8 protein-coding genes and 5 pseudogenes are annotated in these 14,819 nt (G+C 58.2%); 8 read left to right on the forward strand and 5 right to left on the reverse strand.

The genetic code is table 11. The annotated features are described in order from the left end of the window. From NKJ17_RS23450 to NKJ17_RS23465, 4 genes and pseudogenes are all read left to right on the forward strand, one after another. On the forward strand, window positions 1-732 hold a 732-nt coding region (locus NKJ17_RS23450), incomplete at its 5' end, for a transketolase family protein (protein ID WP_352690158.1). A gap of 106 nt (window positions 733-838) precedes the next feature. Next, a pseudogene (locus NKJ17_RS23455) lies at window positions 839-1,125 on the forward strand (transposase); the annotation flags it as partial. Between the two features lie 79 nt (window positions 1,126-1,204). Then, window positions 1,205-1,351 (forward strand): annotated as a pseudogene (locus NKJ17_RS23460) (ATP-binding protein); the annotation flags it as partial. 264 nt (window positions 1,352-1,615) lie between these two features. Beyond that, window positions 1,616-1,972: a hypothetical protein gene (locus NKJ17_RS23465; RefSeq protein ID WP_352690160.1), complete on the forward strand. Its 357-nt coding sequence runs from the start codon at window positions 1,616-1,618 to the stop codon at window positions 1,970-1,972. Window positions 1,973-2,110: 138 nt separating this feature from the next. On the opposite strand, the gene NKJ17_RS23470 is transcribed toward NKJ17_RS23465, so the two are convergent. After that, window positions 2,111-3,079, reverse strand: a complete 969-nt coding sequence (locus NKJ17_RS23470) for a glycosyltransferase family 10 domain-containing protein (protein WP_352453731.1) — start codon at window positions 3,077-3,079, stop codon at window positions 2,111-2,113. A gap of 536 nt (window positions 3,080-3,615) precedes the next feature. Here NKJ17_RS23470 and NKJ17_RS23475 point away from each other — a divergent pair. Continuing rightward, a pseudogene (locus tag NKJ17_RS23475) lies at window positions 3,616-4,740 on the forward strand (site-specific integrase). Window positions 4,741-4,981: 241 nt separating this feature from the next. Here the strand turns inward: NKJ17_RS23475 and NKJ17_RS23480 are convergent. Then, window positions 4,982-6,643 carry a tannase/feruloyl esterase family alpha/beta hydrolase gene (locus NKJ17_RS23480; protein WP_352690162.1) on the reverse strand — a complete coding sequence of 554 codons (1,662 nt, stop codon included), beginning with the start codon at window positions 6,641-6,643 and terminating at the stop codon, window positions 4,982-4,984. A gap of 191 nt (window positions 6,644-6,834) precedes the next feature. Between NKJ17_RS23480 and NKJ17_RS23485 the strand changes: the two are divergent. Continuing rightward, window positions 6,835-7,153, forward strand: a pseudogene (locus tag NKJ17_RS23485) (integrase); the annotation flags it as partial. A 2-nt stretch (window positions 7,154-7,155) separates the two neighbouring features. Here NKJ17_RS23485 and NKJ17_RS23490 read toward each other — a convergent pair. The 3 genes and pseudogenes from NKJ17_RS23490 to nadE form a co-directional block, all read right to left on the reverse strand. Continuing rightward, complete coding sequence (locus NKJ17_RS23490; RefSeq protein WP_352453904.1) at window positions 7,156-7,413, reverse strand: aminopeptidase; 258 nt, start codon at window positions 7,411-7,413, stop codon at window positions 7,156-7,158. Between the two features lie 661 nt (window positions 7,414-8,074). Further along, window positions 8,075-9,157, reverse strand: coding sequence for a sensor histidine kinase (locus NKJ17_RS23495; RefSeq protein WP_352690164.1), 1,083 nt, complete (start codon window positions 9,155-9,157; stop codon window positions 8,075-8,077). Window positions 9,158-9,561: 404 nt separating this feature from the next. After that, window positions 9,562-9,893: pseudogene (nadE, locus tag NKJ17_RS23500) on the reverse strand (NAD(+) synthase); the annotation flags it as partial. A 1,013-nt stretch (window positions 9,894-10,906) separates the two neighbouring features. Between nadE and NKJ17_RS23505 the strand changes: the two are divergent. Further along, complete coding sequence (locus NKJ17_RS23505; protein ID WP_352690166.1) at window positions 10,907-12,973, forward strand: carbamoyltransferase family protein; 2,067 nt, start codon at window positions 10,907-10,909, stop codon at window positions 12,971-12,973. 582 nt (window positions 12,974-13,555) lie between these two features. Beyond that, the gene (locus NKJ17_RS23510) at window positions 13,556-14,740 is read left to right on the forward strand and encodes a glycosyltransferase family 9 protein (protein ID WP_352453586.1); all 1,185 of its coding nucleotides are present in this window, start codon (window positions 13,556-13,558) and stop codon (window positions 14,738-14,740) included. The last annotated feature ends 79 nt before the right edge of the window (window positions 14,741-14,819 follow it).

A 14,819-nucleotide genomic window follows, 5' to 3' on the forward strand; every position in this document is an offset into this window, starting at 1 on the left:
GGTTTTACGCCCTTCGCCACCACCTACGCCGTCTTCGCATCGCGACGTGCCTACGATTTCATCTGCATGGCGATCGCCGAGGAGAAACTCAATGTGAAGATCGTCTGCGCCTTACCGGGGCTGACGACCGGCTACGGCCCCAGCCACCAGGCGACGGAGGACATCGCGATTTTCCGCGGGATGCCGAACCTGACGATCATCGACCCTTGCGACGCGCTCGACATCGAACAGGCCACGGAGGCGATCGCGGACTACAACGGGCCGGTCTACATGCGGCTTTCGCGCGGTAAGATTCCTGTCGTGCTCGACGAAGACGACTATACATTTGAAATCGGCAAGGCGCGAATGCTGCGCGAGGGCGCGGACGTATTGTTCATTTCCAGCGGCCTGATGACCATGCGCGCGCTGGAGGCCGCGAAGGCGCTTGAAGCCGACAGGATCGGCTGCGCCGTTCTGCACGTTCCGACGATCAAACCTCTGGATACGGAGGCGATACTCGCTGCCGCGCGCCGTTCGGGACGGCTGGTGGTGGCGGCGGAGAACCACACCATCATTGGTGGCCTTGGCGAAGGCGTTGCCGCGCTGCTGATGCGCGAGAGAGTGACCCCAGTCTTTCGCCAGATCGCCCTGCCCGACGAGTTCCTCGACGCTGGCGCGCTGCCGACGCTTCACGATCGCTACGGGATCTCAACTTCCGAGCTCGTGCGCCGCGTCCGCATTTGGAGCGAATGAGAAGTAAGAGCTCTCCCCACACAACAGTTGAGTCATCGACCTTGACCTTGCCCCTCTTATCTAATCCGGTTTGAAGTTCGTTCTCGCCCATCGAGAGGACCAGGACATGAAACGTAGCCGCTTCTCTGAAGAGCAGATCATCGGAATTTTGAAGGAACATGAGGCCGGGGTATCGGTTGCCGATCTGTGCCGCAAGCACGGGGTCAGCGACGCCTCGATTTACAACTGGAAGGCCCGCTTCGGCGGGATGGATGTCTGCGAGGCTCGGCGACTGAAGGCTCTGGAGGACGAGAACACGCGGCTGAAGCGGCTTTTGGCCGACGCCATGCTCGACAATGCCGCGTTGAAGGATCTTGTGGGAAAGAAATGGTGACGCCCGCGGCCAAGCGGAAACCTTTCCAGCGACCAGATCGATCAACTTCAACGCCGACTGCAACGGACCAGGCGATCAAGGAAAGGTGCATCATGAAGCATTCGGGAGCCGACAATAGCCGACGCCATTCTCGACCGGATCATCCACAACGCCCATCGCATCACCCTCGAAGGCGACAGCATGAGAAAGCAAAAAACACCGCCGCCCTTGACCGGCGCCGAAAACGGCGAAATCAATCGCAAATGACTTCAACCAGACAACCGAGCGCCGACCCCATCCTGCTGTCCGCGATTAGTGAAACTGCTGTCCGCGATTTAGCGGAACGACTGTCCCGTTTTTGCGAAATACGCACGTCCGACGCAGCTTGCGTTGACAGAGGCGGTTTCCGCGCAGTTGCAATAGCACTTCCGCCGGCCTATTTTTGTGGAGTTCAATGGTGGTTCGGCCAAGGGCGCTTTGGGCGCCGGACCGGCCCCGTGTAAACCTCATTAAAGAGAGACGAACCCTGCCATGGAAGAATTCTTATCGCGCATCGCCACTGGTGCCAGCATCGGCCCGGCTCTCGCAGAGAAGGCCGTTGGGTTAATGCTGGGTTTCCTGCAACGCCACGCGGCCGACGGTCCCGTTGCGCGCATGATCGCGGCCATTCCCGGAGCTTCGGAATTAGTGGCGAAGTATCATGGCAACGACCCAGAGGGCGGAGGCGGCCTCATGGGGCTCGGCCAGCAATTGATGAGTGAGGGTCTCAGCATTCTAAAGATCGCCGCCATCGCCAACGAGACGATCGCCTTCGCCAAGGAACATGCCGGCGACGAACTCGTGGACGAGGTCCTCAATTCCGTTCCTGGCCTTCCCCAGTTCGTCTGATCAGCGGCAGCCGGGGGCGCATGACCTCGTGCGCCCGTGCCGGCCCGTCTGCGCAGGTAGGCATTCTCCGCCGAGCGCTCCGTACCGATCTCGCCAGACCACCAACCGCCGGGCACGCGAAGCGAGCGTTGGAGTACTTCATTCGTCTGTCCCAAAATCGACCGCAGGCGAACCGATGTGTATAACTTCCGGCGGTAAGGGTTTATCGTGAACGCTTTCGATGAAGCCCGCGAGATAAGCAAACGTATTGTATTTCTCAAGAACCAACCGCTTCGCCTCTTGTATTGCGCCGCGACGCTCCTTCCAGAGGTCCGAGTCGATGATTTCTTGAATTTTTTGGATTACGTTCTTGTCCTCTGGGTCAATCAGAACCATTGAGTCGGAAGGGAAGAACCTCGTGATTGCCGGGCTGCCGTAATAGATCGGCATTGTTTCAGCAACGAAGCAGTCCATAAGCTTCTCTGTAAAATAGTAATCAGCACGAGTATTCTCGAAAGCTATACTGTAACGGTACGGTGCGAGTGCGTCCCATTTATCTCCAATCAGCCGAAAACCTCGGCCGAACAGGTCAAAATCGAGCTCCTCTCTCAGCCGTTCCAGAAACGCCAGCCGATATCGATGCCCTTTAAGCAGGGCGATGTTACTGGTAATCCATGAGAGCCGAAGCGGCTTGTCCACGACTTCGCTGACCAGAAGTTGGTCATATGTCTTTGTTACAGACCAAGACCGAGTGATAGGTGGAGACAAAACGAATCGGCGCTCTGCATTCTGCCGAGCAGCCAGCTCTGCGTCAGACGTCAGGACGATGGTATTTTTCCCTTGCCCTTCATGAAATGCGCGATGAGCTTTCGTCGGCGGTTCGCCGATTGCAAAAATTGTCCTGTTTGGACTCGCCTCGATATCAACAGGGAGCCCAAAAATAGAAGCAGAGTTAAAGACAATATGCCAATCGGGCGCGAAGGATGTCCTGCGTACAAAAGCGACATTGTTCCAGATTCCACTGCCCTTTGGAGTGAGATGGTGGATTGCATCATCCAAAACGCCCCAAGAATCCAGACATGTAGCAACAATGGGCGCCGGACGTTCCGTCAACAATTTGGTCGACAAAGCAGTTCCACCCCATTCACTTCCGTTGGACCGGGAGCAACTCGTGCATCGGGCGCAAGACCTCTCTGCGCCTGAAATAGCTCGCGATCCTGATCGGTATCAAACACACGATTCTGTGCGACTTCGCGATTCTGTGCGACTTCGCGCCATTCGACAACTCATCTCTAAGACCGCGGGAATCCCTTCACTCGTGAAGGTACTCAATCGCCATTTCGGATTGCGGTAAGATTGGGCAGCATAAACCTTCCGGGACCCGCTGTCGAGGCAATTGTCGCTTTGCACCTAACCAGGTTCTTCCTCACTTTGTGTGGTGATCAGGCCGGTTGAGTGGCAGCATGCGTGCCCTCTAAAATATGGAAGTTGACTACATTCTTATTATTAATCGGGATATACGACCAGTTTAGAGGCGGCTCGCCTCTCACAGGCGACGTTTGCAGCGGCGACGGCAGATCGAGATATTGGCGGGTTGATGCCGGGGCTTTGTCCGAAATCTGTGGTCCGATTTCGGACGAAGTGACGGTCAAGATGTCCGAAATATGCTACGAATTTCGGACAAGCTTCACACACAAAGCGCCGCGGCTTTGCCCGACATCATCGATATCGTCATGCAGATGGGCGATGCCGACCTAGCCTCGTCCCCCTCCCCTTCCAGCCATTGCCAATCCCAGCCTGCCTGCGCAGCTTGAGGCGCTCGCCGGCCGCGCGCGCGATTATATCGAGGCGGCGAGTTCGGCCAACACGCGCCGCGCCTACGCAGCCGACTGGAAGCATTTTTCGAGCTGGCGCCGGCGCCAGGGCATCGAGATGTTCCCGCCCGATCCTGAGGTCGTCGGGCTCTATATCGCCGCCTGCGCGTCAGGTACGGCCACTGGCGACAAAAAGCCCAACACCGTTTCAACCATCGAGCGCCGGCTTTCGTCGCTCTCCTGGAATTTTGCCCAGCGCGGCCAGCCGCTGGACCGCAAGGACCGGCATATCGCCACGGTGATGGCTGGCGTTCGCAACACCCACGCCTCCCCTCCCCGGCAGAAGGAAGCGATCCTGCCCGAGGATCTGATCGCATGTTCGAGACCCTCGACCGCGGCACGCTGCGTGGTCTGCGCGACCGCGCCATGCTGCTTTTGGGTTTCGCCGGCGGCCTTCGCCGATCCGAAATCGTCGGCCTCGACGTCGGCAGGGATCAGACCGAGGACGGGCGCGGCTGGGTCGAGATTTTTGCCGATAAGGGTCTGCTTGTCACATTGCGCGGCAAAACCGGCTGGCGCGAGGTCGAAATCGGCCGCGGCTCCTCCGACGCCACCTGCCCTGTGGTCGCTCTGCAGACCTGGCTAAGACTGGCGCGCATTGCGCACGGACCGCTGTTTCGGCGCGTTGCTGGTCAAGGCAGAGCCGTCGGTGCCGATCGCTTGAACGACCAGGAGGTCGCACGCCTGGTCAAGCGCACGGCGCTCGCCGCCGGCGTGCGCGGCGATCTGTCGGAGGGCGAACGGGCCAAGAAATTCGCCGGCCACTCACTGCGCGCCGGCCTCGCCTCGTCGGCCGAGGTCGACGAACGCTATGTGCAAAAACAGCTCGGCCATGCCTCCGCGGAGATGACGCGAAATTATCAGCGCCGGCGCGATCGTTTCCGCGTAAATCTCACCAAGGCGTCCGGGCTCTGATGCCCCCGTTTTGCCCGCTGGGATGAGGCGGTCAGATCCCAGGCGATAACAATACCTCATCGAGCACAGGGAGCGCTGTATCCAGACTATCGGCGGCCGACGCTTCGTAGTCAGGCATGATCATCAACTGCGTTATGGCACGGCCCACAAATTCCGGGTTTAGCTTTTCCAACCGATCCTTGGTCCGGGAGACCTGTTCCGGGAATGCGCGCAGATTGAAGCGAACAAATGACGAGGTCTCTTATCCCCGACACGAATAGCTCGCGATCTCATCGGGATTTCCCTTACCGCCATAGGCAGCTTGAGTGGGATAAGCGCAGATCGGCTGGTGCTTGCCGGGGAATGCCTTGCTGCCAGCCGCGAGAGAATCCGGAGCCTTGTCTTGGTTTATCCAGCCCTCGATGGCGGCCAAAGGATCAAAGTCGTCGAAGGCTTGGCCATCGCCGCAGTGGGTCATCCCCGGGATTATGAACATGCGCACGAAACGGCGAGTCGCTTCCAAATCGCCGCCGCTTGTGACCTCGACGACTTGCTTGTACCAGCGCACCAGATCGTTGGCTGAGAAGACCGGATCGGAAAGTCCCTGAAACAAGAGCAGCTTTCCACCGTGGGCACCGAAGCTGGCGAGATACGTGCCGGTCGCATCATTGAGCTTGGCCGTATCCGCAACGCGTGCCGGATCCTTGTCGAAGTCGAACTTCAGGGGGTCAAAATTCGGCGCCGGGGGCGTCATGAAGTAGTATTGAAGCGAGCGGGCTCCCAGAACGATGTTATTTGCATCCGACTGGGAAGTGGGGGAATTGCCCAGCTTCCACATTCTCCAGTCCGCGCCCGCAACGCCCGTATCATATGGCCAATCGCTGTAAAGCTTTTCGCCATCGGAGCTTTCCGGACCCGCGAACGCGCGGCTCATGGCCTGCACTTGACCAGCCGTGAGGCAGCTGTCCGTCTTATCGCCTTGGCAGGACAGGACCTTTGGGTCGAACCGGCACTGCTGCCAGGCGTTGATGACGCCATCCTCAATGCCATCGCGAGCATCACAGGCAGCGAGAACCGCCTTGGCGACGATGTTCAGATCCTGCTGGGAGAAGGCGCGGGATAGAATGGGATGGCCGGCCTCATCCTTGGGAGCGATGCTCATGTACTGGCGAGTATCCCAAGCTTCGGCAATGTTGGCGGCACTGAGACGAAAACCCGGGCTACCTGCAACAATGCCGTCGAACTCGAGCGGATATCGCTGAGCCGCTATCAACGCCTCACGACCGCCATTCGAGCATCCCATGAACACCGACTTTTTCGGAGCCGCCCCATAGAACTTTGCAATCACCTGCTTCGAGACCGAAGTGACTTTGCCAATGGAGGCGTACGCAAAATCAATGCGTGCGGCTTGATCGACCCCGAAAGCCGGATCGGGGCTTGGGTGCCCGCCATCCATGCTTACAACAGCGTAGCCGCGCAAGAGCCCGGGAGCCGCGGTCGAGTTCCGGCAAGGAATGGTCCCGACGGCCGGCGCCAGGAAGCCATCAACTGCGCCGCCGCCCTGGAAAAGGAACATGTCGTTCCAGGTCGTCGGAAGACGCACCTCAAACCGGGTGCCATATGATTGACCATCGACCCCCTGGCGTTTCCCGATAACACCTCGGACAAGGCAGTGCCCGCCCACTTTTACCGCCTGAGGCGAGGCGCCGGTGAATGCAGTGAAGGGATCTGCGGGGATCTCCTGCGGCTTTTGAAGGCTAGCCTCGGTAAAGATCACGCTTGGAATTTGGAGCTTGGCGATGGACCGGCACGCCTGATCCGACGCGTTTGCCGCCAGTGCAGGCGCACATACAAATATGATCGCCAACATCAGTGCCAGCGTGCACCCGCGGTCCCGCAGCTTGAGCCCGTTAGCCAAGAACATACCCATCCTCCCTGGATGCGCCCGATAGCCCGAAAGCTGATCGCATTGGTAGCTAGTTGTGAGCTTTCAGTAGCTTGTCCATCCGGTCCGAACCGGGAAAGCTGAGATTATCGAAGCTTCAGTGACTCCAGGGGGACCGGATGAACATCCATAAGAATACCGGTCTGACGCCGCTCGGTCGAGAGCGGATTTTTTGCGCCTGGGCGCGCCGGCAGCACCTCGGAGGTGTTGCCGCCTGATCCGCAGACCGTCGGCCTCTACATCACGGCCTGTGCATCCAGAAAGGTTACAGGAGACAAGAAACCAAACTCTGTGGCGACGATCGAGCGCCGTCTCTCCTCCCTGGCGTGGAATTATACGCAGCGTGGCGAGCCGCTCGATCGAAAGGACCGCCATATCGCCACCGTGCCCGCCGGCATCCGTAACAGCCACGCAAAACCGTCTGTGCAGAATGAGGCCATACTTCCCGAAGACCTGATCGCCATGCTGGAGACGGTGCTCCGCAAGACCCATCAGGTCGCCCCAGGCCAGAGCAACCGGCTCGTCCCCGGGGAGGACGAAACGGTCGACCACTCCGCTTGTTCGACTTGTGTTCGGGCGACTATCCCGGCTTCTATGCATCGCGCTTCGGCGCGGCGAGCTTTGTCCAACGCGCCAAGCCTTTGAACCGAATCGCTGTAGACGGAAGTCGCGGCGAGCTTCGCGTTGTTGATCGGAGCATCGAACCAGGCGTCGTATCCGCGGTATCCACCCCATCGTCTGTCGCGCAATCTGTTGGCGAGCGCGTCCTCAGCCGTTCGATCGCGGCCGTCTTTGCCGCAAACTATTATATGGCGGCCGCCGATGCCATTCGGGCGCGCAATATCTCAGGGGTTGAAGGATCGTCGATCAGTTTTCCGATGTCTTGGCGGGCCGCGATGATCTGCACATGACCCTACAAAGATTGCGCGTAGTAGGAAATACTGGTGCAACTGGTCACCCCAGGCGTCAGGATAATCGTAGAACCAATCGAACGAATGCACGCATCGCGGTTTGCCTATAGCACTGCTCTCCTGTCCCGATAGCGCAAATTCGCGGTTACCTCCGGCCACGAACAGTCGGACCAATTTTATTTGTAAGTTAGACCTTCGTCCTCGGCAAGATTGGCCAAGCGATGACTCGCTGCTGAATTGCCGGCCCGCGCGTGATGAGCGCGAAGGCGTCAGGTGCCCCCGCCGTCAAGACTCAAGCCGCAACGTAATCAGGCGGGAGTGCCTTCCGCTAGGTGGGGATGGACTGGCCGCCGAAGTCAGAAGCAGCAAGCCTGGAGCATAATGGAAGACCTCGACCATGTGAAGCAGGCCGTGAAGGGCGACCTAGCCTATTTGCAGCCACCTGCTCAAAGCCGCGACATGAAGCCAGCCGCCAGCCTGCTAGTTCGACAGCAACCGTTCAGCTTGCTGCCGCCGACCGCTTGAAAACGATGGTCACCTTCGTCCCTTTGTTGGCGCTGGACTCGACGGCTAAGTGGGCCTTGGCGTTCTCGGTCAGCGATCGCGCGATCAGCGCTCCGAGCTTGCCTGGTTTGGGCCACACCTCGCCTTCCGGCAGGCCGATTCCGTCGTCCGCCACTATAACCCGGCAGCCGTCGCCATCGACGACGCTGTGCAGTGTTATCGTGCCGCCATCGCGGCCCCGGAACGCATGCTTTAGTGAATTGGTCAGCAATTCGTTTACGACCAGCCCGGCCGGCATGGCGACGTTTATTGACACGGGATATGTATCCACCTTCATATCCAGGCGGATCCCCTCGACTGCATGCGAGCTCATCACCGCGGACGCGATCTGGCTGAGATAGACGCCAAGATCGACCTCCTCCTTCGGCTCGTCGGCGGTTAGCGTCTGGTAGAGGATCGCCAGAGCGTCGACGCGACCGGCGAGCCGCTCAAACCGTCTCCGGTCGGCCTCGGTCGCGTTGCGGCTTTCCAGCCGGATCAGCGCGGTGATCATCTGCAGGTTGTTCTTCACCCGGTGCTGCAGTTCGCGCAGCAGCGTGTCTTTCTCGCTGACACGCTCCTCGGCCGAGCGCTGATCTCCCGCCTCGCCGTGAGCCGATACGTCGACCAGGGCCACCAGTCGGAAGCAAACCTTGCCGTTGTCGTCTTCGATCACGTTGGAATAAACGTCGACGATCGCGGGTTTGTCCTCGCCGCGCTCCAGCCTGAAGGTGCCGACCAAATCGGTTCCCTCGACCACCGCCTCGGCTAGCGGCCTGTCCTTTTGCTGATGGAGGCCCGTGCCTAAAAGGGCCGCCCAGTTTTCTTGGGTGAGCCTGGCGGCCATCAGGCCTGAGAGTTTCTCGAATTCCGGATTGGCGTAGACCACGCGCTCTTCACCGGCAAGGTCCGAAACGGCTATGGCGATCGGCACCTGGTCGAGGAATTTCTTGAACTGTTCGCTTTCCAGTGCGGTTGCAAGGTCAGGTGTATCAAGTAACTGCTCGACCGCCTCAGCCTTCTCTGAATCCGATGTCATTTGCGCGCCTGTTCTGTGCGGATGATATCAACAATGCGGCGAGCCCGCCATCGCCAAAACTGGAGCTGCATCTCACGTTTCGCATCACGCATCTGACAACCAGCTCTGCATCGCGTAACGGCCGCACGTCCAGCATTGCGACCGGCCGAAGGAGAGCGGCAAGGATCGGCTAGAATCCAGGTGCCTGGAATGTCGAAGCGACCGGTCAAGTGGGTACGCTGCGGAAGATCGATAGAGCAGGCATTCAGGGAGAATGAGTTCGCGTGCCGGCCTCGGCGATACGTGCCGACACTGTCAACCTCATGACCGCATGCGGGCTGAAAGAGCAGCGCTTCGCTCCAGCGGTAATTCAGGCCGCTAGCTGCCTAACTGCGGCAAGCCCATCGATCGTGTATGTTGAGACGCTATTGCCGATGCCTAAATATCGAACCCGTCATGGCAATCGTTGTGACGGGAAGCGCTCGCTTATGGGCTGTGCTGGAATGCGCATGAAGTATACGCCTGTGCGCCGCTTCGTTGATCTCTTGGCCTTCGAGGAAGTCGTCAATCTCATCGTATGTGAGACCGGGACGAGGTTCTCCAGGTCGGCGGTCGGGATCTTTTCAACAAGATCAGACGGAGCGCCCAGATACACTGCCAAGGCGCGAACTCTGCGCTTGTTCAGCCCGGAAAGAGGAAGAATGTCTGCGGCACCATCGCCGAACTTGGTGAAGAAGCCCATCAAGGCCTCGGCTGCTTCGAAGCGACTTCTGAAAAAGAAGTGTGGGTTTGCTCTCATACCCTTTGCTGAAAAATGTTGTCATAGAGCGCATGGAATGCCACGCGCTTCGAATCGGAGTAGCCATCCGGGAAGCCTGAAGCCCCTTTGAAGCGCATGTCCGGCAGCTATTCATAGCGTGGATGACTTTGATCGAAACAAACGATTTCATAACTCTTCGGAAATCTTGCATGGACAAAAGCACGTCCGCACCGATCACCCATCCAAAGGAGAAAATCTTCCATGCGCCCTGACGTGCAGTGGAGGTCGTGCCGAGAAGTGAGTTGCAACTGGCCGATCATGTCGGCGGTTCGACGCTAGTCGTCCCCAATGTTCCTGAGCTGCGAAGTCTTGCAGGCGAGCCAGCTGCCCAGCGCGATTCTGCTTGTGGCGGGCTTTTTGCCGCAGGCAGTCCGCTCGTTTGGGCAGCGGATTGGAGACCCGGCCGGCAGCGCTACCATACAACATCAGCGCACTTTACATCTACGCGGTATTGCCGGGCTTCCAGTCGGTGCCATGTTTGGCCGACGAATGACGCGATGCGGCCTCCTGCACAAGCGAAGGCGTTATCGGATGTGCGACCGGGAAGCAGGCGGACAGTGCAGCACATGTCACTCGCCTGTGCGACGGTCTTTCGGGAAATGAAATCGGGCCAGTTCACGGCGCGGCATTATTCGTCAACAGCCGCCCCTTCGCAAGGATATAGGCAGCCCGCGTCACAAGTTCGTGCTGCAGATGAAAACGGCATCGCCGGCATGCAAGTCAGCAGCCGCTCAAGATTCGATGATCCAGCCAAGCTCTCGGCGTCATGGAACGGCAGGCGCCACGATCGAAGCATCTCATGTTGATTCAGGCGGACCCTTATGAGGCGTTCTTTGATGCCGGTGATGCCTGACAGGCGGTTGCAGCTGCAAGCGACAACGCGGCCTATTTAGTTGGAAACGGTCTGAGGCAGGCCAATTTGGCTTGCCCGTCACTATGTGGAGAAAGAAATGCTGTGTCTAGGAATTAGCGGCGGACTTGACCAAGTCCATGAAAACCGATTCGAGCTTCGGAACGCCTTTATGCACGATGGCGCCGCGGTGCTCGTCCGAGACGGACGGGTGATAGCAGCCGTCGAAGAGGAACGCCTCAATCGGATGAAACACTCCAACAAGCTCCCAATTCGTTCGATTCAATACTGTCTGTCAGCGGCGGGGGTTCAGCTCAACGACATTGATCGTGTCGCGCTCTACGCCAGCGAGCCCTATGCCAACGCCATGCTTGAAGGTATGTCCGCATCCCACCCGGACATTCTCTCCATTCCGTTGGATGCTAAAACGTTGGTGCAGGATCTGTTAACGCGTGAGTTCGGCACTAAGTTGGACAGTTCGCGTATTTCATTCGTAAGTCATCATCAGGCGCACGCCGTGAGCGCCTTTGCAATGTCGGGCTTCGAACAAAGTCTCATTCTAGCGATTGATGGCTCTGGTGATTTCCTATCGGGCCTCTTGGCGGTAGGGTCTGGCACAGAAATTACGCAACTCGAGGCTTTCCCCGAGAACAATTCTCTTGGGCTGTTTTATCTCGAGACGATCCGCTATCTCGGCTACGGCTTGTTCGACGAGTATAAGGTAATGGGACTCGCGCCCTACGGCGACCCCGCTCCCTATCGCGAGCTCTTCGAGCAGTTCTACGAGCTCTCCGCCAACGGCGGTGGCTACCGTGTTCACCTCGACCGCATCGGTCCGGCGTTGCTCCGCAATATCGAGGTCAGGCGAAAGGGAATGCCCTTCACCCAGCAGCATCGAGATGTGAGTGCGTCACTGCAGGAAGCGCTTGAGCGGATCGTGTTCCACATTCTCCGGCATCACCGTGAGGCCACCGGCATGAAGCGGTTGTGCCTGGCGGGGGGGGTGGCCCACAACTGCACGATGAACGGTAAGCTGCTGTATTCAGGGCTTTTCGACGACATTTTCGTGCAACCCGCGTCTCACGACGCTGGCTGCGCATTGGGAGCTGCGCTGATAGTCTCTAACGAGATGGGCCGCCCCGCGCCGTGTGAGCGACTGCAGGAGGTCTATTGGGGTCCTGATCTCGGGACCGAGCGCGCCGTGCAACAGGAACTGAATGCATGGGCCGGACATCTCGAGGTTGAACGCTCTGATGACGTGGCAAGCAGTGCAGCCGACTGGATCGCCAACGGCGCCGTGATCGGCTGGGTGCAGGGTCGTTCGGAGTTTGGGCCACGTGCGCTGGGCAACCGCAGCATTCTTGCCGACCCTCGGCCCGCCGCAAACAAGGACCGGATCAATGCGATGGTCAAGAAGCGCGAAGGCTATCGGCCCTTCGCGCCATCTGTGCTGGAGGAGGATGCGAGCGAATTTTTCGACCTCCCGGACGGTAGGCACGAATTTCCATTCATGAATTTCGTCGTTCGCGTGCGTGACTCAAAGCGCGCCTTGCTCGGTGCCATCACGCACGTCGACGGTACCGCTCGCCTGCAAACAGTATCGCGCAACGCCAATCCCGCGTACTGGGAGGTCATCAATGCGTTCAAGAAGCGCACAGGCACTCCAATTCTGCTCAATACGTCCTTTAACAACAATGCCGAACCGATCGTGGATTCGGTTGCAGACGCGATTGCCACCTTTCTGACGACAGAGCTGGATGGACTTGTGGTCGGGCCCTTCCTGGTAAAAAAGCGGGCTGCAACGCTGCAGGATTGGACTGCGCTTGCGGTTTCGTTGCCGCCCTATGTGTCCCTCCATCAAACCCGCGCTTACAAAGCGCCAGATCGTCGGGAGACTCACTGCGAGATCAGCACGACCCACTTCAGCAGTGACAGTGTACGAATTTCACACGACTTGTTTAATCTGCTGATGCGGATTGAGGGCGAAGCCGTGTTGGGAGATCTCCTCAATACAATTGCGCCGGATCAGGCTAAGCGTGAAGCTCTGATGGAGGGCCTGCGACGGCTGTGGGAGCAGCGCCTCGTTCGATTGCATCCCTCACAAGCTGCTCGCATGGATCAAGACCGCGATCAAACGCTGGACCAGCATAACAGGCTCTCAGCGTGATAGAGGTGCCGCTATCCAAGCTCGGCGAATAAAGGTGTTCATCGACGCCGCCTGCCAGCTAACCGCGGGGAGGCGGGGGGCGTCATCACACGGTTGTTTAGTGCACTTCATGTTGGACGACCCGGACGCGCAGAAAAAAGCGCCTGCGGCGGGTCCTTTGTAACCACCATGATGCGGGACCACAGCGACAGGGCGTGCCGGAGACAGTCAATCCGGCCGGCGATGTCGTCGCCGGCGGCGACGGTCTCATTCAGGATCAGCATCGACCAAAGAGCGAGGCCACTGCCGTTATGCTCCGAGATCTGGGGACGGCGGCTTGGCGATCACCGTCTACTCGGCGTTGCCGAACTAATGCATGCGAGACCGTGACGAAGCCCTTCACATTGCGGGTCGGGACATAGCTGGCTTTCTTGGCGCGCTACCATCGCTAGAGATGCAGACTTCGCCCAACAGCTCCTGCTGGAGCGCGGCTTGGATCTGATGGCAGAATTCTTGCGGAGACGCGGACAAAGTGGGGAGCACTCCAACCTACACACGCGTCACTGGGCTATCAGTGTTGACCGTATAATCTTCGGAATGGCAATGGCATATTTTACAAAGCACGACGGCAATCAAATTATATACCGCAGCTGGGAAGAGCCGGAACAGTCAAGCGCAAGGATGAGAATTTTGGTCCTCAAGCTTGATCATGTCGGCGACTTTTGGATGTCTCTAGGGCCTCTAAAGGACCTTCGTCAGCGTTTTGCGCATGCCCACATTACGCTGGTGGTGGGAAGCTGGAACATCGCTACTGCAAAACAGTTTGACCTCGCCGACGATCACGTTGCTTTTGACTTTTTTCCTCGCAACCCAAAAGTCAAAACGCGCAAAGAAGCCGCGGACATAAGGCCGCTGCTGACCGGCGAGTTTGATCTTGCCATTGATATGCGTGTTCCGGAAGAAACAAGGCCGATCTTGCTTGAAGTTCCCGCCAGGCACCGTGCGGCGATAGTTGATCCGTACAGCATGCATCAGATCGATATTGCGATAGCGCCATTCAATCTGAAACTGCGCAGAACCATTTTCTACAAGCTGGTCCAAAAAATAGGGCTTGCTAACAAAATCCCCCGTAGATGGCTTGATTGGTTCATTGACCGTAAGCAGGTGCGTCTCCAGCATGTGTCAGAAATCCTCCTCTTTCTGGTCGCAAAGGCAGCTGCCTATTTCGAAAGCGGAGCGGGTCACCCACAGAATTCGACTACAGGCAATGCCCCGATTGTCGTGGCTCCGTTCTCCAATTCCAGCCTGCGAGATTGGCCCATTGAAAGTTTTGGCAAAGTTGTCGCTGCTCTTTCGACCCGTGGTGAGGTGGTCCTCGTTGGCCGTGGCGAATGCCTGGAAGCGCTTGAGGAGGTTGCGAAGATAGCTAGGGAACGTGGGGCCGCGAACATTCGGACGGCTGTCGACTTGTCAGAATTGGAATTCAATTGTCTCGTGAATTCGGCCGCGCTCGTCGTTTCGAACAATTCAGGCACCGGCCATGTCGCTGCCCAGCTTGGCCGCCCTACTATCGGCATTTTCACGGCGTCACATCTACCGGAGATTTGGGGGTTTCGAGGTCCCTTGGTCAGCATGCTTATGAGTGTTATTGAATGTCGCGGATGTGGTCTGGACCAAGTGCGGCATTGTCCGGTCAAAGTCCGATGCAAGTTCGACATCACGCCGGATCTCGTGATTGCCGAGGTAAACGCCTTGATGAATCATTGTAAGGGTACGGCACAAGCTTAGTGGCTCGCGGTCACCACAACCGCGATTGCCCAGCCCTTGTCGCTGATTCAATCGCTACAATCATCTAAAGGCCGAAATT

This window comes from Mesorhizobium sp. M0208 (genome assembly GCF_040322015.1).
Lineage (GTDB): Bacteria > Pseudomonadota > Alphaproteobacteria > Rhizobiales > Rhizobiaceae > Mesorhizobium.